The 26,065-nt window shown below is 70.6% G+C and carries 22 protein-coding genes; 10 read left to right on the top strand and 12 right to left on the bottom strand.

Annotated elements, in window-relative coordinates; all coding sequences use genetic code 11:
• Nucleotides 1-193 precede the first annotated feature (193 nt).
• Entirely contained in the window at nucleotides 194-1,693 is a 1,500-nt protein-coding gene (locus tag ABD056_RS19525; protein WP_425545063.1) for an aldehyde dehydrogenase, read from the bottom strand.
• The gene (locus tag ABD056_RS19520; protein WP_343869467.1) at nucleotides 1,690-2,322 is read right to left on the bottom strand and encodes a helix-turn-helix domain-containing protein; all 633 of its coding nucleotides are present in this window, start codon (nucleotides 2,320-2,322) and stop codon (nucleotides 1,690-1,692) included. Before ABD056_RS19520 ends, ABD056_RS19525 begins: the two co-directional genes overlap by 4 nt.
• Nucleotides 2,323-2,654: 332 nt before the next feature.
• Here ABD056_RS19520 and ABD056_RS19515 point away from each other — a divergent pair, with 332 nt between their 5' ends.
• Complete coding sequence (locus tag ABD056_RS19515) at nucleotides 2,655-3,686, top strand: histone deacetylase family protein (protein WP_343869465.1); 1,032 nt, start codon at nucleotides 2,655-2,657, stop codon at nucleotides 3,684-3,686.
• A gap of 253 nt (nucleotides 3,687-3,939) precedes the next feature.
• On the top strand, nucleotides 3,940-4,197 hold the full coding sequence (locus ABD056_RS19510; RefSeq protein WP_343869464.1) for a YjhX family toxin: 258 nt from the start codon (nucleotides 3,940-3,942) through the stop codon (nucleotides 4,195-4,197).
• A gap of 45 nt (nucleotides 4,198-4,242) precedes the next feature.
• On the opposite strand, the gene ABD056_RS19505 is transcribed toward ABD056_RS19510, so the two are convergent.
• A complete protein-coding gene (locus tag ABD056_RS19505) occupies nucleotides 4,243-4,920 on the bottom strand; it encodes an IclR family transcriptional regulator (protein ID WP_343869463.1) in 678 nt (225 codons plus the stop codon).
• Nucleotides 4,921-5,028: 108 nt separating this feature from the next.
• On the opposite strand from ABD056_RS19505, the gene ABD056_RS19500 reads away from it, so the two are divergent.
• The 3 genes from ABD056_RS19500 (at nucleotide 5,029) to hpt (ending at nucleotide 7,662) form a co-directional block, all read left to right on the top strand.
• Nucleotides 5,029-6,228: a CaiB/BaiF CoA transferase family protein gene (locus ABD056_RS19500; RefSeq protein WP_343869462.1), complete on the top strand. Its 1,200-nt coding sequence runs from the start codon at nucleotides 5,029-5,031 to the stop codon at nucleotides 6,226-6,228.
• Nucleotides 6,225-7,046, top strand: a complete 822-nt coding sequence (locus ABD056_RS19495) for a citryl-CoA lyase (protein WP_343869460.1) — start codon at nucleotides 6,225-6,227, stop codon at nucleotides 7,044-7,046. The genes ABD056_RS19500 and ABD056_RS19495 overlap by 4 nt, the downstream gene beginning before the upstream one ends.
• 70 nt (nucleotides 7,047-7,116) lie before the next feature.
• Nucleotides 7,117-7,662 carry a hypoxanthine phosphoribosyltransferase gene (gene hpt, locus ABD056_RS19490; RefSeq protein ID WP_343869459.1) on the top strand — a complete coding sequence of 182 codons (546 nt, stop codon included), beginning with the start codon at nucleotides 7,117-7,119 and terminating at the stop codon, nucleotides 7,660-7,662.
• A 21-nt stretch (nucleotides 7,663-7,683) separates the two neighbouring features.
• Here hpt and ABD056_RS19485 read toward each other — a convergent pair whose 3' ends face one another.
• The 3 genes from ABD056_RS19485 to ABD056_RS19475 form a co-directional block, all read right to left on the bottom strand.
• Nucleotides 7,684-8,886: a CmpA/NrtA family ABC transporter substrate-binding protein gene (locus ABD056_RS19485; protein ID WP_343869457.1), complete on the bottom strand. Its 1,203-nt coding sequence runs from the start codon at nucleotides 8,884-8,886 to the stop codon at nucleotides 7,684-7,686.
• A 4-nt stretch (nucleotides 8,887-8,890) separates the two neighbouring features.
• Nucleotides 8,891-9,478 carry an ANTAR domain-containing response regulator gene (locus ABD056_RS19480; RefSeq protein WP_343869455.1) on the bottom strand — a complete coding sequence of 196 codons (588 nt, stop codon included), beginning with the start codon at nucleotides 9,476-9,478 and terminating at the stop codon, nucleotides 8,891-8,893.
• A 216-nt stretch (nucleotides 9,479-9,694) separates the two neighbouring features.
• Nucleotides 9,695-11,050: an MFS transporter gene (locus ABD056_RS19475; RefSeq protein ID WP_343869454.1), complete on the bottom strand. Its 1,356-nt coding sequence runs from the start codon at nucleotides 11,048-11,050 to the stop codon at nucleotides 9,695-9,697.
• A gap of 745 nt (nucleotides 11,051-11,795) precedes the next feature.
• Between ABD056_RS19475 and nirB the strand changes: the two genes are divergently transcribed.
• The 4 genes from nirB to cysG are packed head-to-tail and all read left to right on the top strand — an operon-like array spanning nucleotide 11,796 to nucleotide 18,673.
• Entirely contained in the window at nucleotides 11,796-14,264 is a 2,469-nt protein-coding gene (gene nirB, locus ABD056_RS19470) for a nitrite reductase large subunit NirB (RefSeq protein ID WP_343869453.1), read from the top strand.
• Between the two features lie 6 nt (nucleotides 14,265-14,270).
• Complete coding sequence (gene nirD / locus ABD056_RS19465) at nucleotides 14,271-14,633, top strand: nitrite reductase small subunit NirD (RefSeq protein WP_343869452.1); 363 nt, start codon at nucleotides 14,271-14,273, stop codon at nucleotides 14,631-14,633.
• Nucleotides 14,626-17,250 (top strand): nitrate reductase, encoded by a 2,625-nt coding sequence (locus tag ABD056_RS19460; protein WP_343869450.1) that lies wholly within the window; start codon nucleotides 14,626-14,628, stop codon nucleotides 17,248-17,250. The genes nirD and ABD056_RS19460 overlap by 8 nt, the downstream gene beginning before the upstream one ends.
• Entirely contained in the window at nucleotides 17,225-18,673 is a 1,449-nt protein-coding gene (gene cysG, locus ABD056_RS19455; protein ID WP_343869448.1) for a siroheme synthase CysG, read from the top strand. Before ABD056_RS19460 ends, cysG begins: the two co-directional genes overlap by 26 nt.
• A gap of 16 nt (nucleotides 18,674-18,689) precedes the next feature.
• Here cysG and ABD056_RS19450 read toward each other — a convergent pair whose 3' ends face one another.
• Nucleotides 18,690-19,799: an HD-GYP domain-containing protein gene (locus tag ABD056_RS19450; RefSeq protein WP_343869447.1), complete on the bottom strand. Its 1,110-nt coding sequence runs from the start codon at nucleotides 19,797-19,799 to the stop codon at nucleotides 18,690-18,692.
• A 131-nt stretch (nucleotides 19,800-19,930) separates the two neighbouring features.
• Between ABD056_RS19450 and ABD056_RS19445 the strand changes: the two genes are divergently transcribed.
• A complete protein-coding gene (locus ABD056_RS19445) occupies nucleotides 19,931-20,362 on the top strand; it encodes a hypothetical protein (protein WP_343869444.1) in 432 nt (143 codons plus the stop codon).
• Between the two features lie 3 nt (nucleotides 20,363-20,365).
• Here ABD056_RS19445 and ABD056_RS19440 read toward each other — a convergent pair whose 3' ends face one another.
• The 5 genes from ABD056_RS19440 to ABD056_RS19420 all read right to left on the bottom strand — a co-directional run bounded on the left by ABD056_RS19440 (nucleotide 20,366) and on the right by ABD056_RS19420 (nucleotide 25,927).
• Nucleotides 20,366-21,067, bottom strand: coding sequence for a prepilin-type N-terminal cleavage/methylation domain-containing protein (locus ABD056_RS19440; protein ID WP_343869443.1), 702 nt, complete (start codon nucleotides 21,065-21,067; stop codon nucleotides 20,366-20,368).
• On the bottom strand, nucleotides 21,067-23,079 hold the full coding sequence (locus tag ABD056_RS19435) for a hypothetical protein (RefSeq protein WP_343869440.1): 2,013 nt from the start codon (nucleotides 23,077-23,079) through the stop codon (nucleotides 21,067-21,069). Before ABD056_RS19435 ends, ABD056_RS19440 begins: the two co-directional genes overlap by 1 nt.
• Nucleotides 23,080-23,242: 163 nt before the next feature.
• On the bottom strand, nucleotides 23,243-23,884 hold the full coding sequence (locus ABD056_RS19430; protein WP_343869469.1) for a type II secretion system protein: 642 nt from the start codon (nucleotides 23,882-23,884) through the stop codon (nucleotides 23,243-23,245).
• Nucleotides 23,885-24,138: 254 nt separating this feature from the next.
• Entirely contained in the window at nucleotides 24,139-24,807 is a 669-nt protein-coding gene (locus ABD056_RS19425; RefSeq protein ID WP_343869437.1) for a hypothetical protein, read from the bottom strand.
• Between the two features lie 4 nt (nucleotides 24,808-24,811).
• On the bottom strand, nucleotides 24,812-25,927 hold the full coding sequence (locus tag ABD056_RS19420) for a PilT/PilU family type 4a pilus ATPase (RefSeq protein WP_343869435.1): 1,116 nt from the start codon (nucleotides 25,925-25,927) through the stop codon (nucleotides 24,812-24,814).
• Nucleotides 25,928-26,065: the final 138 nt, after the last annotated feature.

Here is a 26,065-nt window from a genome sequence, read left to right as displayed (position 1 = left end):
CCCGTAAGCTGCTTGTTATCGCCTACGGCGTCATGAAAACCCGCCGCCCCTTCGTCCCGACTTGACGCCCGACACGGTATCTCAGGCGCCGGGCGGCCGCTGGCGCGGCCTTGGCTCACGCCGCTTCGCGGCGGCGCGCGGTCGCGCTTGCCGCCCTGCGGTGTGGGGCACCGCAGGGCGGGGGTGGCGGACGTTACGACAGGTCGATCCAGGTCGCCTTCATCTCGGTGTACTTTTCCATGGCGTGCAGCGACTTGTCGCGGCCGTTGCCGGACTGCTTGAAGCCGCCGAACGGCATGGTCATGTCGCCGCCGTCCCAGCAGTTGACCCACACCGAGCCCGCCTTCACCGCCCGCGCCATGCGGTGGGCCTGGCGGATGTCGCGGGTCCAGATGCAGGCGGCGAGGCCGTAGGCGGTGTCGTTGGCGACCTTCACCGCTTCCTCGGCATCCTTCACCGCAATCACGGACAGCACCGGCCCGAAGATTTCCTCCTGCGCGATGGTCATGTCGTTGCGGACGTTGTCGAACACCGTCGGGGCGATGTAGAAGCCGCCCTCGTTGCGGCGCACCTGCTCGCCGCCCAGGCGCAGGGTGGCGCCTTCCGCCCGGCCCTTCTCGATGTAGCCGAGCACGCGCTTCATCTGGCTTTCGTCGACGATGGCGCCCATGGCGGTGGCGGGGTCGAGCGGGTCGCCCGGCATCATGGTCTCGCCGATGCGGATGATGCGCTCCACCAACTCCTCGCGGATGCTCTCCTGCACCACGAGGCGGCTGGCGGCGGTGCAGACCTCGCCCTGGTTGAAGAAGATGCCCATGGCGGCGTGCTGGGCCGCCTTTTCCAGGTCGGGGGCGTCGGCCAGCACGATGTTCGGCGTCTTGCCGCCGGCTTCCAGCCACACCCGCTTCATGTTGGACTGGCCGGAGTACTGCAGGAACAGCTTGCCCACTTCGCCCGAGCCGGTGAAGGCGACGCAGTCCACGTCCATGTGCAGGCCGAGCGCCTTGCCGGCGGTGGGGCCGAAGCCCGGTACCACGTTCAGCACGCCGTCCGGCAGGCCGGCTTCGGCCGCCAGTTCGGCGATGCGCAGCATGGACAGCGGCGACTGTTCTGCCGGCTTGACGATCACCGAGTTGCCGGCGGCCAGCGCCGGACCCAGCTTCCACGCCGCCATCAGCATGGGGAAGTTCCACGGCACCACCGCCGCCACCACGCCGATGGGCTCGCGGGTGATGAGGCCGAGGGCGTCGGGGCCGGTGGGGGCGACCTCGTCATAGACCTTGTCGATGGCTTCGGCGTGCCACTGGATGGCGTTGGCGGCGCTCATGACGTCCACCGCGAAGGCGTCGCGGATGGGCTTGCCCATGTCCAGCGTTTCCAGCAGCGCCAGTTCGTTGCGGTGCTCGCGCATCTTGTCGGCGAGCGCCAGCAGCACGCGCTTGCGCCTGGCCGGCGGCATCTGCGACCAGCTGCCCTTCTCGAAGGCGCGGCGGGCGGAGGCGACGGCCACGTCCACGTCGGCCGCATCGCCTTCCGCCACCTGGGCGATGACGCGGCCGTCGCGCGGGCTGATGCGGTCGAAGGTCTTGCCCGACAGCGCCGGCACGAAGCGGCCGTCGATGAACAGCTGCGTCCGGGGCGACAGATCGGCCGCCATCTTCTGGTAGTCGTCGCGGCTGAGAAGCTTGCTCATGGGGTACGGTCTCCCTGCATCAGGTCGTGGTGTGCGCCGTCGCCGTCGAGCGGCTGGGCGGTGGCCGCCTGGCCCTTCTGGAAGGTGGTGGTGGTGCTGGCGGAGATGAGCACGCAGGCTTCCGTCCCCGTGTTGCGGAAACGGTGCGGCATGCGGGTGTTGAAGTAATAGCCCTCGCCCTTGCTGAGCAGGCGCCGTTCCTCGCCCACCGACAGCTCGATGGCGCCGGAGACGATGATGCCCGCCTCCTCGCCGTCGTAGGACAGCATGGTGGCGCCGGTGTCGCCGCCGGGCAGGTAGGTTTCCTGCATCATGTGCAGCTTGCGGTCGCGGTAGCTGCCGCCGACCATGCGGAACTTCACCGTGTCGCCGAACGAGAAGTCGGCGAACTCGTGGACGCCGTAGAAGGTCTTGGTCTCGCTGCCGAGGTCCATGGTGAAGAACTCGGCCAGCGAGATCGGCATGCCGTCCAGCACCTTCTTCAGCGAGGCGACGGAGGGGCTGACCCGGTTCTGCTCGATCAGCGAGATGGTCGAATTGGTCACGCCGGCCCGTTTCGCCAGCTCGCGCTGGCTGAGGCCGTACAGGGCGCGCAGGGCCTTCAGGCGGGCCCCCACGTCGAAGCTCATCGCGGCATTCCTCCCGTGGCCGGTTTGGCCGGCGATCAGTATGTTTTACATCCGGCCGTCGCGCTGCCGCGGACCAGTGCGGGGGAGTGTATGACCAAACCGCCGCCACCTGGAAGGCCCATTGTCAAATTTTCTCATCACGTTTGACACCGGCCACTTGCCCACGGCGGCCGGTGATCCGTCCGGCCGGAGGCGGCGTAGCAAGGTCGGTGCGGCAGCTCCTTCGACGGTCCCCTCCGATTGCCGCACTGTTCTTTCTCTCCCTCCGTCTGCTAGCCTTCCAGGGCCCCGCACCCCCTCCGGCGGGGCCCTCTTCTTTGCGAAGGACCGCCATGCTCACCGTCTATTCCGAGGATTGCCGCGCCCACCATGGCCGCGCCGAACTGAACGAAGGCCAGCTGGTCCCCTGCTTCGAGAACCCGAGCCGCACCGACATGGTGCTGGACCGGCTGCGGGCGGTGGACCTGGGCGAGATCGTCGCGCCGCGCGATTTCGGCGAAGGGCCGCTGCGCGCCGTCCATGACGACGGCTTCGTCGACTTCCTGAAGACCTGCTGGGCCGACTGGACCGCCGCCGGCCGCGACTGGGATGCCATTCCCTTCACCTTCGGCAAGCGCGGCATGCGCAACGACCGGGTGCCGCAGGACATCGACGGCCGCATCAGCTTCTACGGCATGGATGCCGGCACCCCCATCACCGCCGGCACCTGGACCGCCGCCACCGCCGCCGCCAACTGCGCCCTGACCGCCACCGAGCAGGTGGCCGGCGGCCTGCGCGCCGCCTTCGCCGCCTGCCGGCCGCCGGGGCACCATGCCGCCGCCGACTATTACGGCGGCTACTGCTTCCTCAACAACGCCGCCATCGCCGCCCAGGCCGCCCGCACCAACGGCGCCCAGCGGGTGAGCATCCTCGACGTCGACTATCACCACGGCAACGGCACCCAGACCATCTTCTACGACCGCGACGACGTGCAGTTCCTGTCGCTGCACGCCGACCCGACGGTGGAATACCCCTACTTCCTCGGCCATGCCGACGAGACTGGGGCGGGCGCCGGCGAAGGCTTCAACCACAACTTCCCGCTGCCCTGGGGCACCGACTGGGCGCGGTACGAGGAAGCCCTGACCGAGGCCCTGCGCCGCATCCGCGGCTACCGCCCGGACGTGCTGGTGGTCTCCCTCGGCCTGGACACCTTCGAGAACGACCCGATCAGCAAGTTCCGCCTGTCGTCGGACCGCTATCCGCAGCTGGGCGCCCTGCTGGCCGGGCTGAAGGTGCCGACCGTCTTCGTGCTGGAAGGCGGTTACGCCGTGGAGGCGCTCGGCACCAATGCGGTCGGCGTGCTGCAGGGGTTCGAGGACGCCTGAGCCGGCAAGGCAGCCCTGCACCCGCGGGCGTTGACAGCGACGGGCCGGGGGAGGCATCCTCCGGCCCGTGGTTTTTCTCCTGACGCGAGAGTGTATGTCCGAGACCGTGCGCTGCGGCTGATGCCGGCGCCGCTTTTGCAGCCCGGATCAGCCTGTCGAACCCCACGTCCTGCCGCGGCAGGCCGTGAGCGCCCCTGCGTGCCGACGGCGAAGACGGCAGGACCGGATCGACTCCGGTTCAGGACAGACTTCCGTGAACATCTCGAAGGCCGAGCAGCGCACGCTGCACGCCCTGGCCCTCGGCGGCCGCATCCTGGTTGAGAAAGACGCCAGGAACCGCATCCTCGACGTCAACTGCATCACCCGCGAAGGGTGGACCCTCGGCGACTGCACCCCGGCGGTGGTCGACCGCCTGCGCAAGCGCCGCTTCATCCGCAGCACCGGCGGCGGCCCCTACCGCATCACCCGCGACGGGCTGACGGTGGTGCGGGCGCAGCTGAACCAGCGCTGAGGCAGGCGCCGTCAACCGGCGAGACGGCTGCGGGCGGCGGATGGATCACACCACCACCGCCCGCAGTCGGGCCGCACTCTCCCGCAGGGCATCCACCGCCGCCTCGCGCCGCTCCGCCCCGAAGCGGGAGGCGAGGCCGGAGACCGACAGGGCGCCGATGAAGGTGCCGTCGCGACCCAGCACCGGCACCGCCACCGCTGCCACGTCGGGGTCGCGCTCCCCCACCGAAGACGCATGACCGGCCTCGCGCACGGCGGCGCTGCGGTCGTCGCTGCCGCCGGTCCAGGCGCGGATCACCCAGGCGCTGGCGCCGCCGGTGAGGGGGAAGACCTCGCCCTCGCGCAGATGATGACGGGCCGGGCGCAGGCTGTTCTCGCGGTAGAGGCAGACCCGCTGGTCGCCGTCGCGGACATAGAACGACGCCGTCTCGCCGGTCGTGTCCCGCAGGGTGCGCAGTTCCGGCCGGATCACCGCATCCAGGGCGAAGCGGCGGCGGTAGGCCGAGCCCAGCCGCCACACCGCCGCCCCCAGCACATAGCGCCCGTCCGGCCGCCGGCCGATGTAGCCGAACCGCTCCAGCGAGGCGATCAGCCGCAGGATGGTGCTCTTGTAGAAGCCGGTGCGCTCGGCCAGGTCGGCCAGGCTCAGGTCTTCCTGCTCGCCGTCGAAGCAGGCCAGCACCGTCAGCGCCCGCTCCACCGCTTCCACCCGGTTCTCCGCCACCGCCGTCCTCCCCCTTGCAATACCCGACGCCACGGGTCTATCATAGCGCTGAATGAAACGTCGTTCCATCTGACAGAACGACGCCATCAAAAGCAAGAGGAAACCGTCGTGTCATCGCCGCTTGCCGGGGTTCGGGTGCTGGACCTCACCAATGTTCTCGCCGGCCCCTTCTGCTGCCACCAGCTGGCCCACCTGGGCGCCGAGGTCATCAAGGTGGAGGTGCCCGAACGCGGCGACCTCGCCCGCCAGCTGGGGGCCGATGCCGACCTCAACGCCCGCCTGATGGGGGTGTCGTTCCTGGCTCAGAACGCCGGCAAGAAGTCGGTGACGCTCAACCTGAAGGACGCCCGCGGCAAGGACCTGTTCCGCCGCCTGGTCGCCACCGCCGACGTGGTGGTGGAGAACTTCCGCCCCGGCGTCATGGACCGTCTGGGCGTGGGCTACGAGACGCTGAAGGCGGACCGTCCGGGGCTGATCTACTGCGCCATCTCCGGCTTCGGGCAGGACGGGCCGCTGCGCGACCTGCCGGCCTATGACCAGATCATCCAGGGCATGTCCGGGGTCATGAGCATCACCGGCGACCGCGACACCGCCCCCTACCGCGTCGGCTATCCGCTGTGCGACACCATCGGCGGGCTGACCGCCGCCATGGCCATCAGCGCCGCCCTGGCCGCCCCGCCGGACCGGCGCGGCACCATGATCGACGTCTCCATGCTGGAAGCGATGCTCGCCACCATGGGCTGGGCGGTTTCCAACCTGCTGGTCGCCGGGGTGACGCCGCAGGCCAACGGCAACGAGAACATGACGTCGGCCCCCTCCGGCACCTTCCGCACCGGCGACGGGCTGCTCAACATCGCCGCCAACAAGCAGGAACAGTGGGAAATCCTGTGCCGCCACCTCGGCCGCACCGACCTGCTCGACCGGCCGGAGTACCGCAGCCGCGCCGACCGCATCCGCCACCGCTACACCCTGAAGGCGGAGCTGGAGGAGACCCTGCAGACCCGCCCGGCCGACGCCTGGGCCGCCGACCTCAACCGCCTGGGCGTGCCGGCCGGGCCGGTGCTGACGGTGGGCGCGGCGCTGGCCCATCCGCAGGTGGCGGAGCGCGGCATGCTCGCCACCTTCGACGACGTGCCCGGCGCCGGCCGTGGGGCGACGCTGGTCCGCACCGGCTTCAAGCTCGACGGTGCGCCGCCGACGGTGGAAACGCCGCCGCCGCAGCTCGGGCAGGACAACGACACGGTCTGGGGCGGCCTCGGCCTGTCGCCGGACGATCTCGACCGCTTGCGCAAGGAGGGCGTGCTGTGACCGACGCGACCGACGCGACGACCGACGTCAAGGACTGGTGGCAGACCGCCATCATCGACATGGAACCGGGCCGCATCGCCTTCCGCGGCCGGCCGGTGCAGGATCTCATCGGCACCGTCAGCTTTCCGCAGATGATCTGGTTCATGGTCATGGGCACCCTGCCGAGCCCCGCCGAGGCGGCGCTGTTCGAGGCGGCGCTGGTGGCCGCCGTCGACCACGGGCCGCAGGCGCCCTCCATCGCGGCCGCCCGCATGGCTGCCACCTGCGGCGTCGGCATCAACAACGTCATGGCCAACGGCGTCAACATGCTGGGCAACGTCCACGGCGGCGCCGGCGAGCAGGCGGTGATGCTCTATGCCGACATCGCCCGCCGCCACGACGACGGCACCGCCCTGCCCGACGCCACCGCCGCCGCCCTGGACGACTGGCGGGCGGCGCACGGGCGCTTCATCCCCGGCTTCGGCCACCGCTTCCACAAGCCGGTGGACCCGCGCGCCCCGCGCCTGCTGGCGCTGGTGGACGCGGCGGCGGCGGCCGGCACCGTCGCGGGCCGCTTCGCCGCCATCGGCCGGGCGGTGGAGGCGCATCTGGCGGCGGAGAAAGGCAAGGCGGTGCCCATGAACATCGACGGCGCCACCGCCGTCATCTTCGCCGAACTGGGCTGCCCGCCGCCGCTGGCGCGCGGCTTCTTCTGCCTGTCGCGTTCGGTCGGCATCCTCGCCCACGGGTGGGAACAGATGCAGCAGGGCGGCCGCAACAAGGGGCCGACGCCGCCGCACTACCGCTGGACCTACACCGGCCCGGCCGCCGGCGGCTGAGGCCGCACTTGCGGTGCGGCCGGCCCTGGCCCATGCTGGGGCCCCAAATCCCCAACGGCAGTTGTTGTTCATGAGCGAGCTTGACCCCGATACCGCCACGCCCGTCCCCCTGATCAGCGCCGAGGAGATCGCGGCGCGGCTGGACACCATGGCGCAGGAGATCGTCGCCAAACTCGGCCCCGAGATCACCCTGATCCCGGTGCTCAAGGGCGCCTTCATCTTCGCCGCCGATCTGGTGCGGGCGCTCGGCCGCCACGGCGCCCACGTCAAGCTGCGGATCGAGTTCCTGCGCCTCGCCAGCTACGGCAGCGGCAAGGAAAGCAGCGGCACCGTGCGCCAGGAAGGCGATCTGCCGCAGGTGGCCGGCGAAACCGTGCTGGTGGTGGAGGACGTGCTGGATTCCGGCCGCACCGCCTCCCGCGCCATCGACCTGATGTATGAAGCCGGCGCCAAGAAGGCGGCGCTGGTGGTGCTGCTCGACAAGCCGGCCCGCCGCGCCGTCGACTGCGAGGCGGAGTTCGTCGGCTTCACCGTCGGCGACCGCTTCGTGGTCGGCTACGGCATCGACTGGGCGGAACGCTTCCGCGAACTGGACCACGTGGCGGTGGTGGACTGACCAGTCCGCCGCCGCGCCACGTCACCGGCGGGGGTCGAACACCTCGCCGGTGAGGAAGGCGTCGGGGCCGACCTCCACCGAGCCGCCGCCGGCCGCCGCCACCGCATGGGGCGCCGCCGCCGCGCCGGCCACCGCCAGATCCTCCGCCGGCACCGCCAGGCCGAGGGGCGCCACGGCGGCGCGGTAGAGGTCCGGCCGCCACACCTGCGCCGCCACCGCCAGCCGCTCCACCGCCGGCACCGCCGCCTGATCCCACCGCGTCATCTGGGCCAGCAGCCACGCCGCCCGCGACACCCACGGGAAGGTCGCCTGCCAGCGGAAGAAGACGTGGCTTTCCAGCGCCTCCGGCGCCGCCCCCGGCCGCAGCACCGGCCGCCCGCCGAGCGCCATGCGCAGGATGTCGGGCGAGGTGCCGACGTAACCGGGGTCGGCCAGCAGGTCGGCCAGGGCGTCGCGGTTCTCCGCCGCATCGGCCCACTGCGCCGCCCGCACCAGGGCGCGCACCAGCGCCGCCGTAAGGTCCGGCTGACGGTTCGCCCACTCCGCCCGCAGGCCCAGCACCTTCTCCGGGCTCGCCGGCCAGATGTCGCCCTTGGTGGCGACGATGGCGCCGACGCCCCGCTGCACCGCCCGCAGGTTCCACGGCTCGCCGACGCAATAGCCGTCGATCCAGCCGCTGGCGAGGCTTTCCACCATGCGGGCCGGCGCCACCACGCCCAGGTTGACGTCGCGGTCGGGGTCGATGCCGGCCGAGGCCAGCCAGAGGCGCAGCTCGTAGGTATGGCTGCTGAAGGGGAAGACGGTGGCGAAGGACAGCGGCGGCCGTCCGGCGGCGCGGTCGGCCGCGATCACCCGCTTCAGCGCCCGGGCGGAGCCACCGCGCGGGCCGGCCATGGCCTCCGGGTCCGCGTCCAGCAGGCGCGCGTAAAGGGCGGTGGAGACGGTGATGGCATTGCCGCCGAGCCCGAGCGCCATGGGCACCGTCATCGCCACCGCCGGCATGCCGCCAAGGCCGAGGTGGATGGCGAGCGGCAGCGGCGCCAGGATGTGGGCGGCATCCAGCAGGCCGAAGGCGAGCTTGTCGCGCACCGCCGCCCACGAGGCTTCGCGCTGCAGGTCGAGCGTCAGCCCCTCGGCGGCGGCGAAGCCCAGTTCGTGCGCCACCACCGGCACGGCACAGTCGATGAGCGGCAGGAAGCCGAGGGTGACGACGGTGTCGGCCATGGCGTCAGAACTCCATCTCGAAGGCGGTGATGACGCTCTGCGCGATGTCGGAGAGCTTGCGGTTCTGCTTCATGGCCGTCTTGCGCAGCAGGGCGTAGGCGTCTTCCTCCGCCAGGCCGCGGTTCTTCATCAGCAGGCCCTTGGCGCGTTCCACCAGCTTGCGGTCGGCCAGCTTGGCCTGGGCGTCGTCGCGTTCGCGGCGCAGGCGGTCGAAGGCGTGGAAGCGGGAGATGGCGGTTTCGACGATGGGCTTGATGCGGGCTTCCTTCAGCCCGTCGACCACATAGGCGCTGACCCCGGCCTCGATGGCGGCGTGGATCATGTGGCTGTCGCTGCGGTCGACGAACATGGCGATGGGCCGCTGCACGGCGCGCGACACCTGGAACATCTGCTCCAGCGTGTCGCGGTCAGGGTTTTCCAGGTCGATGATGATGACGTCGGGCGCCAGCGCCTGCACCCGCGCCAGCATGTTCACCGACGGGCCGATGATGCTGACGCGCACATAGCCGGCCTCCACCAGGCCGCGCTCCACCACTGCCGCCCGGTCGGGGTCGCCGTCGATGACCAGGATGCTGAGATCCGATTCGCCCATGGTTGCCCGCTCACCGCCCCGACCCGTTGTTCCCGTGTTATACTGCCGCCCGCCCGCCGGCAGAAGGACCGACACCCGCCATGACCGACCCCCAGATCCTGTGGGAAGCCCTGTGGCTGCTGGCCTTCGCCGGCGCGGCCGGCATGATCTTCGTGCATCTGCTGCGGCAGACGCGGCCCGGCGACGACGGCGGCGACTGACCGGGCCGCATGCCGCTCACTCCGCCGCCGCCGCCGGCACGGCACCGTTACGTTCCGCCACCGCAGCCTCGAAGCGGCGCTTTTCCTCCGCCGCCGTCTCCGGCGAGAAGCGCACCGCCAGCGCCGCGAAGCTGCACACCACCACTGCGCAGCCCAGGTAGAACAGGCCCTGCTGGTAGGTCAGGCTCTCCGACTTGAACAGGAAGCCGGCCGCCACCGCACCGGCGTTGCCGCCCGCCCCGACGATGCCGGCCACCGCCCCCAGGGCCTTGCGGTTGATGAAGGGCACGACGCCGAAGGTCGCCCCCTCGCTCATCTGCACGAACAGCGAGAACAGCACCATGGCCGCCACCGCGACGACCAGAGTGGTCATCTGCGAGAACAGCATGAGCGCAAGGCCCTCCAGGAACAGCACCAGGAACAGGAACATCACCCGCCCCTTCAGCCCGGCGTTGCGCGCGAAGCGGTCGGAGAACACGCCGCCGAGGGTGCGGGCGAACAGGTTCATCAGCCCGAACAGGCCGGCGATGATGCCCGCCGTGGCGAGGTCCAGCTTGAAGGTGTCGAAGAAGTAGATGGCGGCGATGTTGTTGATGGTCAGCTCGACCCCGAAGCAGGCGGCATAGACGACGAACAGCGCCCACACCCGCACATCCCTGGCCGCCGCCACGAAGCCGCCGCCGGCGCCGGCGCTGTCCTTGGCCTCGGGCAGGTCGCCGCGGGCCCGCAGGTCGGCGAAGTTGCCGTCCGGGCAGTCGGTGGTGAAGCGCCAGTAAAGGGCGGCCATCACCAGCATCACCACCCCCGGCACCACCATGGCGAGGCGCCAGCCGAGCGTCTGCTCGACCCCCAGCATGAGCACGCCGGCCAGGATCAGCGGCATCACCATCTGCGTCACGCCGCCGCCCAGGTTGCCCCAGCCCGCCGTGGTGGCGTTGGCGGTGCCGACCACGTTCGGCGCGAACATGACCGAGGTGTGGTACTGGGTGATGACGAAGCTCGCCCCGATGGCCCCGATGCCGAGGCGGAACAGCAGGAAGGTCTCGTAGCTGTCGGCCAGCCCGATCAGCATGACCGGCAGCGAGCCCAGCATCAGCAGGCCGGTATAGGTCTTGCGCGGCCCGATGCGGTCGCACAGCGGCCCGATGATGAGGCGCACCAGCACCGTGATGGCGACCGAGGCGATGATGGTATTGCCGATCTCGCCCTTGGTCAGGCCCAGGTCCTCGCGCACCACCGCCATCAGCGGGGCGATGCCGAACCAGCCGAAGAAGCACACGAAGAACGCGGTCCAGGTAAGGTGGAAGGTGCGCATCTGCACCGTCTTCAGGGAGAAGAGGTTTATGCGCGTGGCCTTGTGCTTGATGTCCATCTGCAAGCCCTTTGCGTCGGGGCCGGAGCGCGCATGTCCGGGAAGGCGCCTGGTCCGGCCGCTGAAGTCATCCCCTGGCCGTCCGCGCTGCCCGATCCCTCGTTCCGCGGCGGCCACGCATGAAGACACCGTGACCGATGCCGGCCGCCGCACGCGGCTGCCGCATCTGTGGTCAGGCGTCTGTGCCTGGTCGTCCGCCGTTGGACGAGGAAGCTCTTGAGGTCTCCCCGCATCGGGAGTGGCGCCCGCCGCATCATCCGGCGGGGCCGACCGCAGTATCAGCAACCCCTGTGCCAACCGACGCCAAAGGCTCAAGCCTTCCGGCAACTGGTTGATCGAACAGGGAAAATGCCGAATGGAGGCAGCACCGACAGGGGTGGCGGCGGGGCCGAGGGAGAGTGGGTTAGCCTATTTATTGAGCATGCTGCACTTGCGTGCATGATTGTTGGGCATTCTCGGCGGGCATCCAGCCCCTCCACCCGGCACCTCGGCACCGGGAAGCGCATCAAAACAGGCACTTATGGCCGGGCCATTGGGTTGGCACGGGGATCGCAAGAGGAAGGCCTGAGCGGGCAACGGCGCCTGCTCCGCCGCCCCGCCGGGCGGCCGACATAGGGAAGCCCGAGGCTGGGCCCCACACCGGATGACGGCGTCCGACCACGCACTTGCCCCACGGGGCGGCGGCGTGATCGGGCGCCTTTTTCTTTGCACGATTTTTGTGCACCGCAGGATGGAGCACCAGACGATGACCCACGTGACCCACCCCTCCCCCGGCGCCGCCCGGCCGCGCCTTGTGGTGATCGGCAACGGCATGGCCGGCATCCGCGCCGTGGAGGACCTGCTCGACCGCGCGCCCGGCCTCTACGACATCACCGTGTTCGGCGCCGAGCCGCGGGTGAACTACAACCGCATCATGCTGTCGCCGCTGCTGGCGGGGGAGAAGTCCTTCGCCGACATCGTACTCAACGACCGCGACTGGTACGCCGCCAACGGCATCACCCTGCATGCCGGCGATCCGGTCGTGCGCATCGACCGCCTGGGGCGGCGGGTGGTGGCGCGCAGCGGCCTCGCCGTGCCCTACGACCGCCTCATCATCGCCACCGGGTCGAGCCCCATCGTCATCCCCATCCCCGGCGCAACGTTGCCCGGCGTCGTCACCTTCCGCGATGTGGACGACGTCGACGCCATGCTGGCCGCCTCCGCCAGGGGCGGCTCGGCCGTGGTCATCGGCGGCGGGCTGCTGGGGCTGGAAGCCGCCGTCGGCCTGAAGGCGCGCGGCATGGAGGTCACCGTCCTGCACCTCGCCGGCCATGTGATGGAACGCCAGCTCGACGCCTCCGCCGGGCATCTGCTGGCGGAGGAACTGCGGCGGCGCGGCCTCACCGTGCTTACCGGCGCCGATACCGCCGCCATCCTGGGCAACGACCGGGTGACCGGCGTGCGCCTGCGCGACGGCACCGAACTGGCCGCCGACATCGTCGTCATGGCGGTCGGCATCCGCCCCGACGCCCGCCTCGCCGCCGATGCCGGGCTTGATGTGGAGCGCGGCGTGGTGGTGGACGACCACATGACCACCTCCGACCCCGCCATCTTCGCGGTCGGGGAATGCGTGCAGCATCGCGGCCAGTGCTACGGCCTGGTGCAGCCGCTGTTCGAGATGGCGAAGGTGCTGGGCGCCCGGCTGTCGGGGGTGGAAACGGCGGGCTACGTCGGCTCCGTCACCTCCACCAAGCTGAAGGTCACCGGCGTCGACGTGTTTTCGGCCGGCGACTTCTCCGGCGGGCCGGGGACGGAGGACATCGTGTTCCGCGACGCCGGGCGCGGCGTCTACAAGCGGGTGGTGCTGGACGGCGGCCGGGTGAAGGGTGCCGTGCTCTACGGCGACACCGCCGACGGCGCCTGGTACTTCCAGCTGCTGAAGGCGGGCGAGGACGTCTCCGCCCGCCGCGACACCCTGCTGTTCGGCCAGGCCTTCGCCGCCGCCGGAGCGGGCACGGGAAACCCTACCGACGCCGTTGCAGCGCTGCCTGACGAAGCGGAAATCTGCGGCTGCAACGGCGTCTGCAAGGGCACCATCGTCCAGGCCATCACCACCAGGGGCCTGACGACGCTGGACGAGGTGAAGGCCCACACCAAGGCCGCCGGCTCCTGCGGCTCCTGCGCCGGGCTGGTGGAAGGGCTGCTGGCCCATACCCTCGGCGGTGCCTACGAGGCGGCGGCGGTGACGCCCCTGTGCAAGTGCACCGACCACGACCACGACAGCGTCCGCCGCCTCATCAAAAGCCAGGGACTCAAGAGCATTCCCGCCGTCATGCAGGCGCTGGAATGGAAGACCGCCGACGGCTGCGCCTCCTGCCGGCCGGCGCTCAACTTCTACCTGCTCGCCGCCTGGCCGGGGGAGTACGTCGACCACGCCGCCAGCCGCTTCGTGAACGAGCGCGTGCACGCCAACATCCAGAAGGACGGCACCTATTCCGTCGTGCCCCGCATGTGGGGCGGCCTGACCAACGCCAAGGAACTACGCGCCATCGCCGACGTGGTGGACAAGTTCGCCATCCCCACCGTCAAGGTCACCGGCGGCCAGCGCATCGACCTGCTGGGCATCCGGAAGGAAGACCTGCCGGCGGTGTGGGCCGACCTCAACGCCGCCGGCATGGTTTCGGGCCACGCCTACGGCAAATCCCTGCGCACGGTGAAGACCTGCGTCGGCAGCGAGTGGTGCCGGTTCGGAACCCAGGCCGCCATGTCCATCGGCATCGACCTGGAGCGCCTGACCTGGGGCTCGTGGACGCCGCACAAGTTCAAGATGGCCGTCTCCGGCTGCCCGCGAAACTGCGCCGAGGCCGCCATCAAGGACTTCGGCGTGGTGGCGACCGACGGCGGCTTCGACCTCTACGTCGGCGGCAACGGCGGCATCAAGGTGCGCGCCTGCGACCTGCTCACCAAGGTGACGACGGAGGCCGAGGTTCACGAATACGTCGGCGCCTTCATGCAGCTCTACCGGGAGGAAGCCCGCTACCTGGAGCGCACGGCACCGTGGATCGAGCGTGTCGGCCTCGACTTCGTGAAGACCCGCATCGTCGACGACGCCGCCAACCGCGCCGCCCTCAACGCCCGCTTCCTGGAAAGCCAGCGCCACAGCCAGTCCGACCCCTGGGCGGAGCAGACGCAGAAGCACGCCGCCTCCTTCAAGACCCTCGCGACGGTGGAGTGAGCCGCCATGGATCAGATCATCACCTGGACCGACGTCGGCCCCCTGGCCGACATCCCGCCGCAAGGCGCCCGCACCGTGGCCCATCCGCAGGGACGCATCGCCGTCTTCCGCACCGTCGACGATCAGGTCTTCGCCCTGCGCGATGCCTGCCCGCACAAGGGCGGCCCGCTGTCGGAAGGGATCGTCCACGGCCGCTCGGTCACCTGCCCGCTGCACAACTGGGTCATCGACCTCGGCACCGGCGCGGCGCAGGGGCCGGACGAAGGCTGCACCGGCACCATCCCGGTGCGCATCGAGGACGGCCGCGTGTTTCTCGGTCTCGTCCCCTGGGCCGGCGGCGGCAGCGGCGGAGGCTGTGCCCATGGCTGACGGCGCCATCCGCACCACCTGCCCCTATTGCGGCGTCGGCTGCGGCCTGATCGCCAGCCCGACGCGCGACGGCTGGGCGGTCGGCGGCGACCCCGACCACCCGGCCAACCGCGGCCGCCTGTGTTCCAAGGGCGCGACGCTCATGGACACGGTGACGGCCGAGGCGAACGGCCCGGTCCGCCTGCTCCACCCCCTGGTGGACGGCCGCCGCACCGGCTGGGACGAGGCGGTGACCGCCGTCGCCGGCCGCCTGTCGGCGGTGGTGGCGGAGCACGGGCCGGACGCGGTCGGCTTCTACGTCTCCGGCCAGCTGCTGACCGAGGACTATTACGCCGTCAACAAGCTGGCGAAGGGCTTCATCGGCACGCCGCACGTCGACACCAACTCGCGCCTGTGCATGGCCTCCACCGTCGCCGGCCACAAGCGGGCCTTCGGCGCCGACGTGGTGCCGGGCAGTTACGAGGACCTGGAGCTGGCCGATCTGGTGGTGCTGGTGGGCTCCAACCTCGCCTGGTGCCACCCGGTGCTGGCCCAGCGGCTGCGGGCGGCGCGGCGCGACCGGGGCACGAAGGTGGTCGTCATTGACCCCCGCCGCACCGCCACCTGCGACCTCGCCGACCTGCACATCGCCCTGCCGCCGGGGCAGGACGTGGCGCTGTTCAACGGATTGCTGACCCACCTGGAGCGGGTTGGGGCGGTGGATCGCGAGTACGTGCTGCGCCACGTCGCGGGCTTTGACGATGCATTGGCGGCGGCGCGCGCCGATACGCCTCCCGACGTGGAGGGCGTGGCGCTGTTCTACCACTGGGTCGCCACCACGGCGAAGACGGTCACCGTGTTCAGCCAGGGCGTCAACCAGTCGAGCCGCGGCACCGACAAGGTCAACGCCATCCTCAACGTGCATCTGGCGACGGGGCGGGTCGGCCTGCCGGGCGCGACGCCGTTCTCCGTCACCGGCCAGCCCAACGCCATGGGCGGGCGGGAGGTGGGCGGGCTCGCCAACCAGCTTGCCGCCCACATGAACCCCGACGACCCCCACGACGTCGACCGCCTGCGCCGCTTCTGGCGGGCGCCGGCCCTGAAGGGCGGCCAGGGGCTGAAGGCGGTGGAGCTGTTCGAGGCGGTGCGGGCGGGGCGCATCAAGGCGCTGTGGATCATGGCGACCAACCCCGCCGTCAGCCTGCCCGAGGGCGATCTGGTGCGCGAGGCGCTGGCCGCCTGCCCCACCGTCATCGTCTCCGACATGGTGGCCGACACCGACACCCAGCGCTTCGCCCACATCCGCCTGCCCGCCGCCGGCTGGGGGGAGAAGGACGGCACCGTCACCAATTCCGAACGCCGCATCTCCCGCCAACGGCCCTTCCGGGTGCCGGCCGGGGAGGCGAAGCCCGACTGGTGGATCGTGACGCAGGTGGCCCGCGCCATGGGCTTTGGCGCCGGCTTCCGCTACCGCGCGCCGGTGGACCTGTTCCGCGAGCACGCCGCCCTGTCGGCCTTCGAGAACGACGGCCTGCGCGCCTTCGACATCGGCGGCCTCGCGACCCTGAAGCCGCGTGCCTACGACGCGCTGGCGCCGGTGCAGTGGCCGGTACCGGCAGGCACCTCGGCCGGCACCGCCCGGCTCTACGGCGACGGCCGCTACACCCACGCCAACGGCCGCGGCCGCATGATCGCGGTGCGGCAGGAGGCCCCGGTGGAGCGGGCCTCGCTGCGCTTCCCCCTCATCGCCAACACCGGCCGTTACCGCGACCAGTGGCACACCATGACGCGCACCGGCCTGTCGCCCCGCCTCGCCGCCCACCGGCCGGAGCCGCTGGTGGAGATGCACCCCGACGACGCCGCAGCATGCGGCCTCGTCGACGGGGCGCTGGCCTGCGTCACCAGCCGGCGCGGCGAGGGGGTGATGCGGGTGGCCATTACCGACGCCCAGCGGCCGGGCGAGGTGTTCCTGCCCATGCACTGGAGCGACACCCTCTCTGCCGCCGGCAGCATCGGGCGCCTGATCCCCGGCCACGTCGATCCCGTCTCCGGCCAGCCGGAAAGCAAGCACGTGCCGGCGCGGGTTGAGCCGCTGCGGCCGGCGTGGCAGGGCCTGCTGTTCACCCGCGCGCCCGTCGACCTCGGCGGCCTGCCCTACTGGGTGCGGCAGGCGGCCGGGCCCTGCGCCGTCTACGACCTGGCCGGCGACGGCGCCTTCCCGCTCGACCGCCTGGAGGGCGACCGGCTCGACTACGCCGACGCCCGCCACGGCATCGCCCGCCATGCCTGGATCGCCGCCGACGGCCGCTTCGCCGCCTGCCTGTTCCTGGCGCCGGAGCGGCCGGAGGTGGCGCGCGACTGGCTGCGCGACCTGTTCGCCGCCGCCACCCTCTCCGCCGCCGACCGGGCCTTGCTGCTGGCCGGCCGGGCGCCGGACGGCGGGGCGGTGGTGGAGAGCGGCGGCATCGTCTGCTCCTGCATGGCCGTCGGCCGCGCCGCCATCGAGGCGTCGGCCGGGGCCGGTGCGCTCACCGCCGAAGACATCGGGCGCCTGACCGGCGCCGGCACCGGATGCGGGTCCTGCGTCCCCGAGATCAAGGAGATCCTGAGCCATGCCAAACCCGCCGTCGCCGCCTGAGGCGCTGCCCTACCTGCCCGTGTTCCTCGACGTGCGCGGCCGCAAGGTCGTGCTGGTCGGCGGCACCGAGGCGACCGCCAGCAAGGCCCGCCTGACCGTGCGAGCCGGCGCCGCCGCCGTGGTGGTGGCCGACAGCCTGTGCCCCGACCTCGCCGCCCTGGTGCGCGAGGGGAGCGTGGTGTGGCACCGCGATCCCTTCCGCCCCGACCTGCTGGACGGCGCCGTCATCGTCATCGACGGCAGCGGCGACGCGGCCCTGACCGCCGCCGTGCGGGCGGCGGCGCAGGCCCGCGCCATACCCTGCAACGTGGTCGACGTGCCGGAGCAGTGCGACTTCATCGTGCCGGCGATCCTCGACCGCTCGCCGGTGGTGGTCGCCGTTTCCACCGGCGGGGCGGCGCCAGCGCTCGCCCGCACCATCCGCCAGCGGCTGGAAACCGCCATTCCCGCCGGCTATGGCCGCCTCGCGCGGGCGGCGCAGGCGTGCCGCCAGCGGGTGAAGGACGCCCTGCCGACCGCCCGCGCCCGCCAGCGGTTCTGGGACGGCGTGCTGACCGGCGATCTGGCCGACACCCTCATGGCGCTGCCGGAGGCCGAGGCGGTGGCGCGCATTCAGGCGGACCTAGCCCGCTTCACCGCCGCCCCGGCGGAGGAAGGTTCCGTCACGCTGGTCGGCGCTGGCCCCGGCGACCCTGGCCTGCTCACCCTGCACGCGGTCAAGGCCATCGAATCGGCCGACGTCATCCTGCACGATGCCCTGGTGCCGGACGCCATCCTGAGCCTCGCCCGCCGCGAAACCCGCTGCGTGCCGGTGGGCAAGCGGGCCGGGCGGCCGTCGGTGGCGCAGGCCTTCACCAACCGCATGATGGCCGCGTGCGCCGCCCGCGGCCTGCGGGTGGTGCGGCTGAAGGGCGGCGATCCGTTCATCTTCGGCCGCGGCGGCGAGGAAGCCGAGTACCTGCGCCGCAAGGGCATCGCCGTGCGCATCCTTCCCGGCATCACGGCGGCGGTGGGGGCGGCGGCGGAGCTTGGGTTGCCGCTCACCCACCGGGGCGTCGCCCGCTCGCTGCGGCTGGTGACGGCGCAGTGCCGCAGCGCCGCCGAGACCGCCGCCATCGACTGGCACAGCCTCGCCGATCCGGCCACCACGCTGGCGGTCTACATGGGGCGGGAGCAGGCGGGCACCATCGCCGCCGCCCTCATGGCCGCCGGCCTGCCGCCCGCCACCCCGGCCGCCATCGCCGCCGATGCCTGCCGGCCGCAGCGGGCGCACGCCTTCGCCACCGTCGCCACCCTGGGATCAGCCGCCGCCAGCCTCGGCGGTGACGGGCCGGCGCTGCTGTTCATCGGCGATGCGGTGGCGTCCGCCCCCGGCTTCGCGGCGGCCCTGGCGGCAGCACGAGAGGCGGGAGCGGCCGCCTGAGCGGACCGCCGCGCCGTCAGTCGTCGTCGGCGTAGCGGGCGGCGATGGCGCGGAAGTCGTCGGCAATGCGCAGGAAGGCGTCGACGATGTCGGGGTCGAAGTGGCTGCCGCGCCCCTCGGTGATGATCGCCACCGCCTTCTCGTGCGGAAAGGCCGGCTTGTAGACGCGGCGGCTGATGAGCGCGTCGTAGACGTCGGCCACCGCCATCAGCCGGGCCGACAGCGGGATGGCCTCGCCCGCCAGACCGGCGGGGTAGCCGCTGCCGTCCCATTTTTCGTGGTGGCCGGCGGCGATCTCCATGGCGTAGCGCAGGAAGTCCACCCCCTGGTCGGCCTGCCCGTCCAGCGCCGCCAGCAGCGCCTCGCGTCCGAGGGCGGCGTGGCGCTTCATGATGGTGAATTCCTCGTCGGTCAGCCGCCCCGGCTTGAGCAGGATGGCATCGGGAATGCCCACCTTGCCGACGTCGTGCAGCGGCGCCGACTTGAACAGCAGGTCGATGGTGCGGTCGTCCAGGTCGGCGGCGAAGCGGGCATGGCCGCGCAGTTCCTCCGCCAGCCGGCGGACGTAGTACTGGGTGCGGCGGATGTGGTTGCCGGTCTCGTTGTCGCGGGTTTCGGCCAGCGAGGCGAGAGCGCGAATGGTGACGTCCTGGGTCATCACCACCTCTGCCGTGCGCTGGCGCACCCGGTCTTCCAGCTGGCGGTTCTGGTCGCGCAGGGCGGCCTGGGCGCGGCGCAACGTGAGGTGAGTGGCGACGCGCGCCAGCACCACCGGCGGGCTGATCGGCTTGGTGATGTAGTCGACGGCGCCGCAGGTGAAGCCGTGCGCCTCGTCATGGGCCTGGCCCAAGGCGGTGACGAAGATCACCGGCAGGTCGGCGGTGCGCGGGTCGGCCTTGATGCGGCGGCAGACTTCCAGCCCGTCCATGCCCGGCATCATCACGTCCAGCAGCACGAGGTCGGGCAGCACATCGCCGGCCAGCCGCGACAGCGCCTGCGGCCCGTCCTTGGCCACCACCAGCGCGTACTGGTCGCGCAGCAGGTCCACCAGGACCTTCACGTTGATCGGTTCGTCATCGACGATGAGTATGCGGGCCTGCCGCTGCGCCACTGCCTGTTCCATCATCCCCCACCCTGCACGCCCACGCCCCGGCGGCCTATTCCGCCGCCCGGGGGGCCACCTCGTCGAGGACGGCAAGCGCATCCTCGAAGTCGAAATCCTCGGCCAGCCGCACCAGCCGGCGTGCCGCCGCTTCCGTGGCGGTGCCGGCGAACAGCGCCGCCGCCGCCGCCGCCGCCGCGCCGGCCGCGCGGGGGGCGGAAGGGGTGCTGCCGACGCTGATGTTCAGCCTGGGCGAACTGATGCAGATCGAGGCGGCGCTGCGCGAAGGCGGTCTCGGCCGCGACACCGGCGAGGGCATGGTGGAGGCGGTGAAGCCCCGCCTGCGCGACCGGCTGTACCTGTCGGGCATCGTCTATGGCGGTGTCGGTGACTGGACGGTGTGGCTGAACGGCCGGCCCCTGCGCCCGGCGGAGCCGAAGGGCAACCTGTTCGAGGTGATCGAGGTCACCCCGCGCCAGGTGGTGCTGCTGGTGGCCTGGGGCGACACCACCCGCCAGGTGGTCCTGGAACCCAACCAGACCTTCGATCCCGCCTACGGCCGGGTGGTGGAGGGGCGGGGGCTGTAGCGGTCAGGGCGCGCAGGGCGCCCCGCAGCGGTGGACCAGGAACGACGGCTGCCGCCACCGCACGATGTCGTCGCCGGCGTCTTCACGGAAGAGGTTGGAACTGTCGGTGTTGTCCCCTTCGGGGGCCGAACGATCTCCGACGCGGGAGGTGCTGCCCACCGGGAAGGCGCCTTCGCCGTTCTTGCCGTGGCTCACCAGAACGTAGGCGGCCCGATCAGTATCCGGCGTGGCCAGATTTGCCCCGTTCCTCACCTCAAGACCACCGGCAGCGTTGTTATACTCGGGGAAGACGTTTCCGACCCTCTGAAGGGCATTGGCCGCCGGTGTGGCGACAAAGTACGAGAAGCGCCGGTTCCACCCGTCCAGGCTCACCGTGTCCGGCAGCCCGAGGGTGACCCACGGAATGACCCCGTTATCAGCATTGCCGATGTTGCAGCCGCCGGCGTTGCGCGCTTCCTGCCCCGCATTGGCGGCCTGACTGGCGTCAGCGGGGCAGGGCAGGCGCTGGAAGCGCATGACGTAGAGCAGCAGCGCGTCCTCGATCTGGTCCATGTTGGCCTGGGTCTGGCGCACGCGGGTGCGGTCCAGCAGCGGGTTCATGGCCAGCAGGCCGCCGCCCACCAGAATGCCGAAGATGATCAGCACGATGGACATTTCGATCAGCGTGAAGCCGCGCTGACGCGAGGCGGTGCGAGAGTGACGCATCAGTTGACCCCAAGCCCGACGCCGCCGAACCAGAAGCGCGAGTTGCCGACAGGGAAGATTTCGATCTCGTCGAACCACGGGCCGGCCGCAGTGCTGCCGTTGGCCCGGTTGTAGAGGTAGATTTCCATGAACTGCGGATTGACCGTCGGCGTGGTGGGCTGCGACGCCGCGATCTGGCCGTTGCACCAGTTGTAGGCCTGCCCCCACTGATTGATGAACGGCGGGAAGATCTCCTGCGCGCCCAGCACGCCGCCGGTGGTGAACCAGTTGTTGGCGTAGCAGCGATAGACGGTGCCGACGATGCGGTCGTTCAGGCGGAACACGATGCCCACCGCCTGCGGCTGCGTGATGGTGCCGGCAAAATGCGGGTCGAAGGCGAGGGCCAGGAATAGGCGCCGCAGCACCTCGCCGTTCTGCATGCCGGAGAAGCCAAGGGTCAGGGGCGTGCTGATGGACCGGCAGCCCCCGCCGCCCTGGCGCGAGCCCATGAAGTAGATCCGTCCGGCATCCGAGTTCAACGGGACGCTGACATTGTTCTGGAAACGCATCTCGCCGGAGTTGATGAACGGGCCGGTATCGTTCGGCGTCGACACATAGCAGGGCGAGCCGAGGCTGAGGTTGTAGTCCATCGTGTAGTTGCGGCGAACCTGGGCGTTGTTCTTGCCCTTGGTGGTCACGACGTCATCGCGGTTGCCGCCGCCTGAGGCGCCGAGCCTTTCGTAAAAGTCCCAGTAGGCGTGCAGATTGCCGCTGCTGTACATGGTGACGGTGCGGTTGTCGTTGTTCACCCAGTTGCCGCTGGCGTCATGCCCCGGCGGCGGCGGGCATTCCTGCGCCTTCGGCCGGCCGTTGGGCTTGCCGTTCGCCATGTAGCACCCGGCGCCGGGATTACCCGGCTCGGGTTCGGGGTCGGGATTCTGGGTGGTTTCGTATGTGATGTTGAGTGTGAGGGTAAGCCAACCGCCGGGCGACCGCGCCTCCTGGCCTTCGGTTTTGGCGAGGACCGTGATGGTCCGGTTGGTACCGTTGGCGACATGGGGGATGGTGAACTGATAGGTCACGCGATCGCCCTGCCCCAGATCTAGCGTCTGGAGCAGGTCGGTGTCTTCCGCAACGGTGTCGGGCGTGACCGCGCTGGCGGCGTCCTGTGGATCACGGTAGCGGGTTATCATGGTAAGGGAGCAATCGGCGCCCGGATTGGAAACGCCAACCACCACTTCCACTTCCGTTCCGCCGGTGGGAACACTGACGGCAGCCGAGGCGGTGAGCCCCGTTACGGCGAACCCGCTCACACCGGTCCCGGTCACGCCCTCGATATCGGCGTCGCTACACACGCACCGAAATTCGGTGAGGTCGGGGACTGAGACGATATCGTCGAAGTAGGCGTTGGGGGGCGGCGACAGATTTGCGCCTTCCGTATTGAAGGGGCCGACACTGAACTGGGCCGGATTGAAGCCGCCGCCGCAGGTCACACCGGCATCACGCGCGCAGTTTGCTTCCTCGGTCTGGCTCCCCGTCGTGCCTGCCTGAGCGCCTCCGGCTGAGAAAGACCGGTTGGGGCCGTGGCTCATGAGAATGTACGGGGTGTCGCTCGGACCGGACAAAAGTGGCGGGTTCGGCGGAGTGGCGCTGAGCGACGCCAAATCGCCGCCGAAGCATATGCTGGGCCTGCCAGGGGTGCCAACGGCCGGTCCTGAGACGGCGTAGGTGAGGAGGCTTCCCCATTCATCCTGTGCGTCCGTGGCCTTCAGTCCGAGGTCGACATAAGGCAAGGTGCCCCAGGTTGGGCTCGTGCAGTTGGCGGGGCCGCGGCCAGGATTATTTACCGGGTCGATAGCAGGGCAGGGAAGAACGCCACCGCTTTTCACCAGATTAACGGCCAGGGCCGTATAGGCAGCCTCCGCCGCCTTCTGGAAATTCTCGGTGAACTGCAGGTCACGCTGGGGGGTGAAGTAGCGGTATCCGACGGTGATCAGCAGGGCAGCCATCGTGATGATCACGACGAACTGCATCAGTGCCACGCCACGTTGGGACTCGATGTCGCCCAGATGCCGCCTTACGGGATTCACGTCCGCCCCCTGTTGTGGGTGACCCGGATGAGGTACGCGCGGAACTCCGCATGAAGAAAAGGACCGGCACGACTGTCGGATCGTGCCGGTCCTTCTGCCCGTCGCCTTACAGGCGGCTGCAGACAGCGTAGGAGTTGTCGGCGGTGATCGTGTTGGTGGCGACCGCCGCACCGGCGTTGGCCGCGGTGGTGGCGGTCAGGCCGGCCGGGTTAACCGAGACGCGAATGTCGCCGCTGTTGCTCTGGCCGTTGTCGTATTGGGTCAGAATACGCAGAACCACATCGCCCGGGACGCGGCTCGTGCAGAGCGTCGGAGCAGTGGCCGCAAATCCGCCGCCGCCTTCCGAAATGAAGAACAGCCCGCCGAAGGCATTGGTCGGGTTGGTCGTGTCGGCGAGGGCGCCGGTGATCAGGCCGGCGGCGCGCATGTGCGCCCAGAAGGTCTGACGCTCGGCCGCGGAAATCAGGCCGTTGCCGTTACCGTTGGCGCCCGTGCCGGTCCAGCGCGTCTGTGCTCCGCTGTCGTCGCCCGGCAGGGCGCGGTAGGTGCCCTGGTAGTTGCTGACGGCGGCAGTGTAGCCCTGGATGGCGTTCATCATGTTGTTCTGGCGGGAGCCCTTGATCAGCTCCTGGCCCTTGATCACGCCGCCGACGAGCAGGCCGATGATGACAAGGACGATCGACAGTTCGATCAGCGTGAAGCCCTTCTGGGACTCCAGCGTACCCAACTTGGCGGACGGGGTCTGCATGGTGCGCACGATGATTCTCCTATCCCTCCCGCAGGCGCCTGCGCCGGCGTCGCGGTCCCCACACACAGGGAGTGACGGTGGTGATGAGCGACGCCCCCGGCGTCGCTGCGATCTTCCGATGCGACACTACGCCGTAGGCTCATCAACTGCCACCTATCATACGCCTCATTTCCTTAAAATTGATCCGGGCCGGAGCGCATATCCCGAAGGTCATAGGTGCGTCGGGTCCGGGCCACCGGCAGGCGGAGTCGCCGTCAGCGGGGATCGACCTCCAGGCAGACCGCCATGGCCCGCTGGCTCTGCTCCGGCGGCGGCGAGGGGGTGAGGCCGGGGCCGAGGGCGCGCAGGCCGCCGGTCGAGTCGCCCTCCACCACCGCCGCGCGCAGGCGGCCGGTGACGGTGTCGCCGTCGTCCAGCCGGTGGTCCAGGCGCACCGCTGCCGCCGCCGGCACGCCGGTCAGGCACAGCGACGGACCGAGGCCGAGCACCCGGTCGGCAAACAGCATGGCGCCGCCGAAACGGTTGCGCGGCAGCGGCAGGAAGGGGACGTAGGCGGCCTGCGGCTCCGCCTGCCACAACCCCGCCCGGGCGAGGTCGAGCCATGCCGCCACCGCCTCGGTCGGCTGCGGCGAGGCCAGGTCCACCGGCGGGCCGTCCCAGCGGCCGTTGCCGGCGAGGCCGCGCACCCCCGGCGGCACGGCGGCGAAGCCGCGCGGATCGGCGCCGGGCAGGGCGCCGTGGCGGGCGTGGTAGACCAGCACCATGGTGCGCACCGCCTCCAGGTCCTGGCGGGTCTTGAACAGGCGCGCGACCTCCACCAGATCGCTGCCGCTGACGCCGATGACGGCGGCGAACAGGCCCAGCAGCAGGGCCAGCACGGCGGTATGGCTGGCGGAGCGGCCGCCGCCGGCCCCGGACGCCATGGCGCTACAGCGTCAGGCGGGAGGTATCGACGCTGCCGAGCCCGGCGCCTTCGCCCATGGACGCCTCCCGCATGGCCAGCTTCAGGTCGGTGGCGTTGTCGGCCTCGGCCATGGCGGTGTCTTCGTCGATGACGCCGGCGCGGAACAGGGCCAGCAGCGACTGGTCGAAGGTCTGCATGCCGTTGGCGGCGTTGTCGGCCATCACCTTCTTGATGTCCTTCACCTCGCCCTTGCGGATCAGATCCTTGATGAGGCCCTGGTTGAGCAGAATCTCCAGCGCCGCCCGCCGCTTGCCGTCCACCGTGCGCACCAGCCGCTGCGACAGCAGCGCCTTCAGGTTCAGCGACAGGTTCAGCAGCACCTGGTTGTGCATGTCCTGCGGGAAGAAGCTGAGGATGCGGTCCAGCGCCTGGTTGGCGTTGTTGGCGTGCAGGGTGGCAAGGCACAGGTGGCCGGTTTCCGCGATGTTGATGGCGTATTCCATGGTCACATGGTCGCGGATCTCGCCCAGCAGGATCAGGTCGGGCTTCTGGCGCAGGGCGTTCTTCAGCGCCGATTCGAAGCTGTGGGTGTCGCTGCCGACCTCGCGCTGGGTGACGATGCACTGGCCATGCTCGTGCACGTATTCAACCGGGTCTTCGATGGTGATGATGTGCCCCGGCGCCGAGTGGTTGCGCTGGCCGATCATGGCCGCCAGGGTCGTCGACTTGCCCGAGCCGGTGCCGCCCACCATGATGACCAGCCCGCGCTTCTCGTTGGCGAGGGAATACAGCTGGTCCGGCAGCTTCAGCTGTTCCAGGGTCGGGATTTCGGTGGTGATCTTGCGGATCACCAGCCCCGGCAGGCCGCGCTGGCGGAAGATGTTGATGCGGAAGCGGCCGACGCCTTCGATCATGTAGGCCATGTTGAACTCGCACTCCGCCTCGAAGGCGGCGCGCTGGGCGTCGGTCAGCAGCTCGGCCAGGATGCCCTGCACGTGGCCCAGCTGCAGCGGCTGGTCGATCAGCGACTGGAAGCCCGATCCGCGCAGGATGGGCGGCGCACCCACGGTGATGTAAAGGTCCGATCCGTCCGGCCCCGACAGGGCGGTCAGCCAGGCGTGCAGGTAATCAAGCATCATGGCGCCGCGCCCCTAGTTGAAGAACGAACGCAGGCCGCGCTTGCGGCCACCCTCGGCGGCCACCGGCTCGCGCTCCGCCGGTTCCGGCTCCGGCGGCGGGGCGGCGGCGGCCGGGGGCGGCGGCGGAGGCGGCGGCGC

Source organism: Caenispirillum bisanense (assembly GCF_039523075.1).
In the GTDB taxonomy this organism is placed as follows: domain Bacteria; phylum Pseudomonadota; class Alphaproteobacteria; order Rhodospirillales; family Rhodospirillaceae; genus Caenispirillum; species Caenispirillum bisanense.
Note: the sequence above shows the minus strand (reverse complement) of the source record. Positions and strands in the feature narration are given on the sequence as shown.

Coding starts and splice junctions, on each gene's coding strand:
- hpt (WP_343869459.1), top strand. CDS start 7,117: ATGAGCGAGCTTGACCCCGATACCGCCACGCCCGTCCCCCTGATCAGC.
- ABD056_RS19435 (WP_343869440.1), bottom strand. CDS start 23,079: ATGCAGTTCGTCGTGATCATCACGATGGCTGCCCTGCTGATCACCGTC.
- ABD056_RS19440 (WP_343869443.1), bottom strand. CDS start 21,067: ATGCGTCACTCTCGCACCGCCTCGCGTCAGCGCGGCTTCACGCTGATC.
- ABD056_RS19450 (WP_343869447.1), bottom strand. CDS start 19,799: ATGATGGAACAGGCAGTGGCGCAGCGGCAGGCCCGCATACTCATCGTC.
- cysG (WP_343869448.1), top strand. CDS start 17,225: ATGCCAAACCCGCCGTCGCCGCCTGAGGCGCTGCCCTACCTGCCCGTG.
- ABD056_RS19515 (WP_343869465.1), top strand. CDS start 2,655: ATGCTCACCGTCTATTCCGAGGATTGCCGCGCCCACCATGGCCGCGCC.
- ABD056_RS19425 (WP_343869437.1), bottom strand. CDS start 24,807: ATGGCGTCCGGGGCCGGCGGCGGCCGCTCCGCCAGCCATACCGCCGTG.
- ABD056_RS19460 (WP_343869450.1), top strand. CDS start 14,626: ATGGCTGACGGCGCCATCCGCACCACCTGCCCCTATTGCGGCGTCGGC.
- ABD056_RS19525 (WP_425545063.1), bottom strand. CDS start 1,693: ATGAGCAAGCTTCTCAGCCGCGACGACTACCAGAAGATGGCGGCCGAT.
- ABD056_RS19430 (WP_343869469.1), bottom strand. CDS start 23,884: ATGCAGACCCCGTCCGCCAAGTTGGGTACGCTGGAGTCCCAGAAGGGC.
- ABD056_RS19420 (WP_343869435.1), bottom strand. CDS start 25,927: ATGATGCTTGATTACCTGCACGCCTGGCTGACCGCCCTGTCGGGGCCG.
- ABD056_RS19480 (WP_343869455.1), bottom strand. CDS start 9,478: ATGGGCGAATCGGATCTCAGCATCCTGGTCATCGACGGCGACCCCGAC.
- ABD056_RS19475 (WP_343869454.1), bottom strand. CDS start 11,050: ATGGACATCAAGCACAAGGCCACGCGCATAAACCTCTTCTCCCTGAAG.
- nirD (WP_343869452.1), top strand. CDS start 14,271: ATGGATCAGATCATCACCTGGACCGACGTCGGCCCCCTGGCCGACATC.
- nirB (WP_343869453.1), top strand. CDS start 11,796: ATGACCCACGTGACCCACCCCTCCCCCGGCGCCGCCCGGCCGCGCCTT.
- ABD056_RS19520 (WP_343869467.1), bottom strand. CDS start 2,322: ATGAGCTTCGACGTGGGGGCCCGCCTGAAGGCCCTGCGCGCCCTGTAC.
- ABD056_RS19485 (WP_343869457.1), bottom strand. CDS start 8,886: ATGGCCGACACCGTCGTCACCCTCGGCTTCCTGCCGCTCATCGACTGT.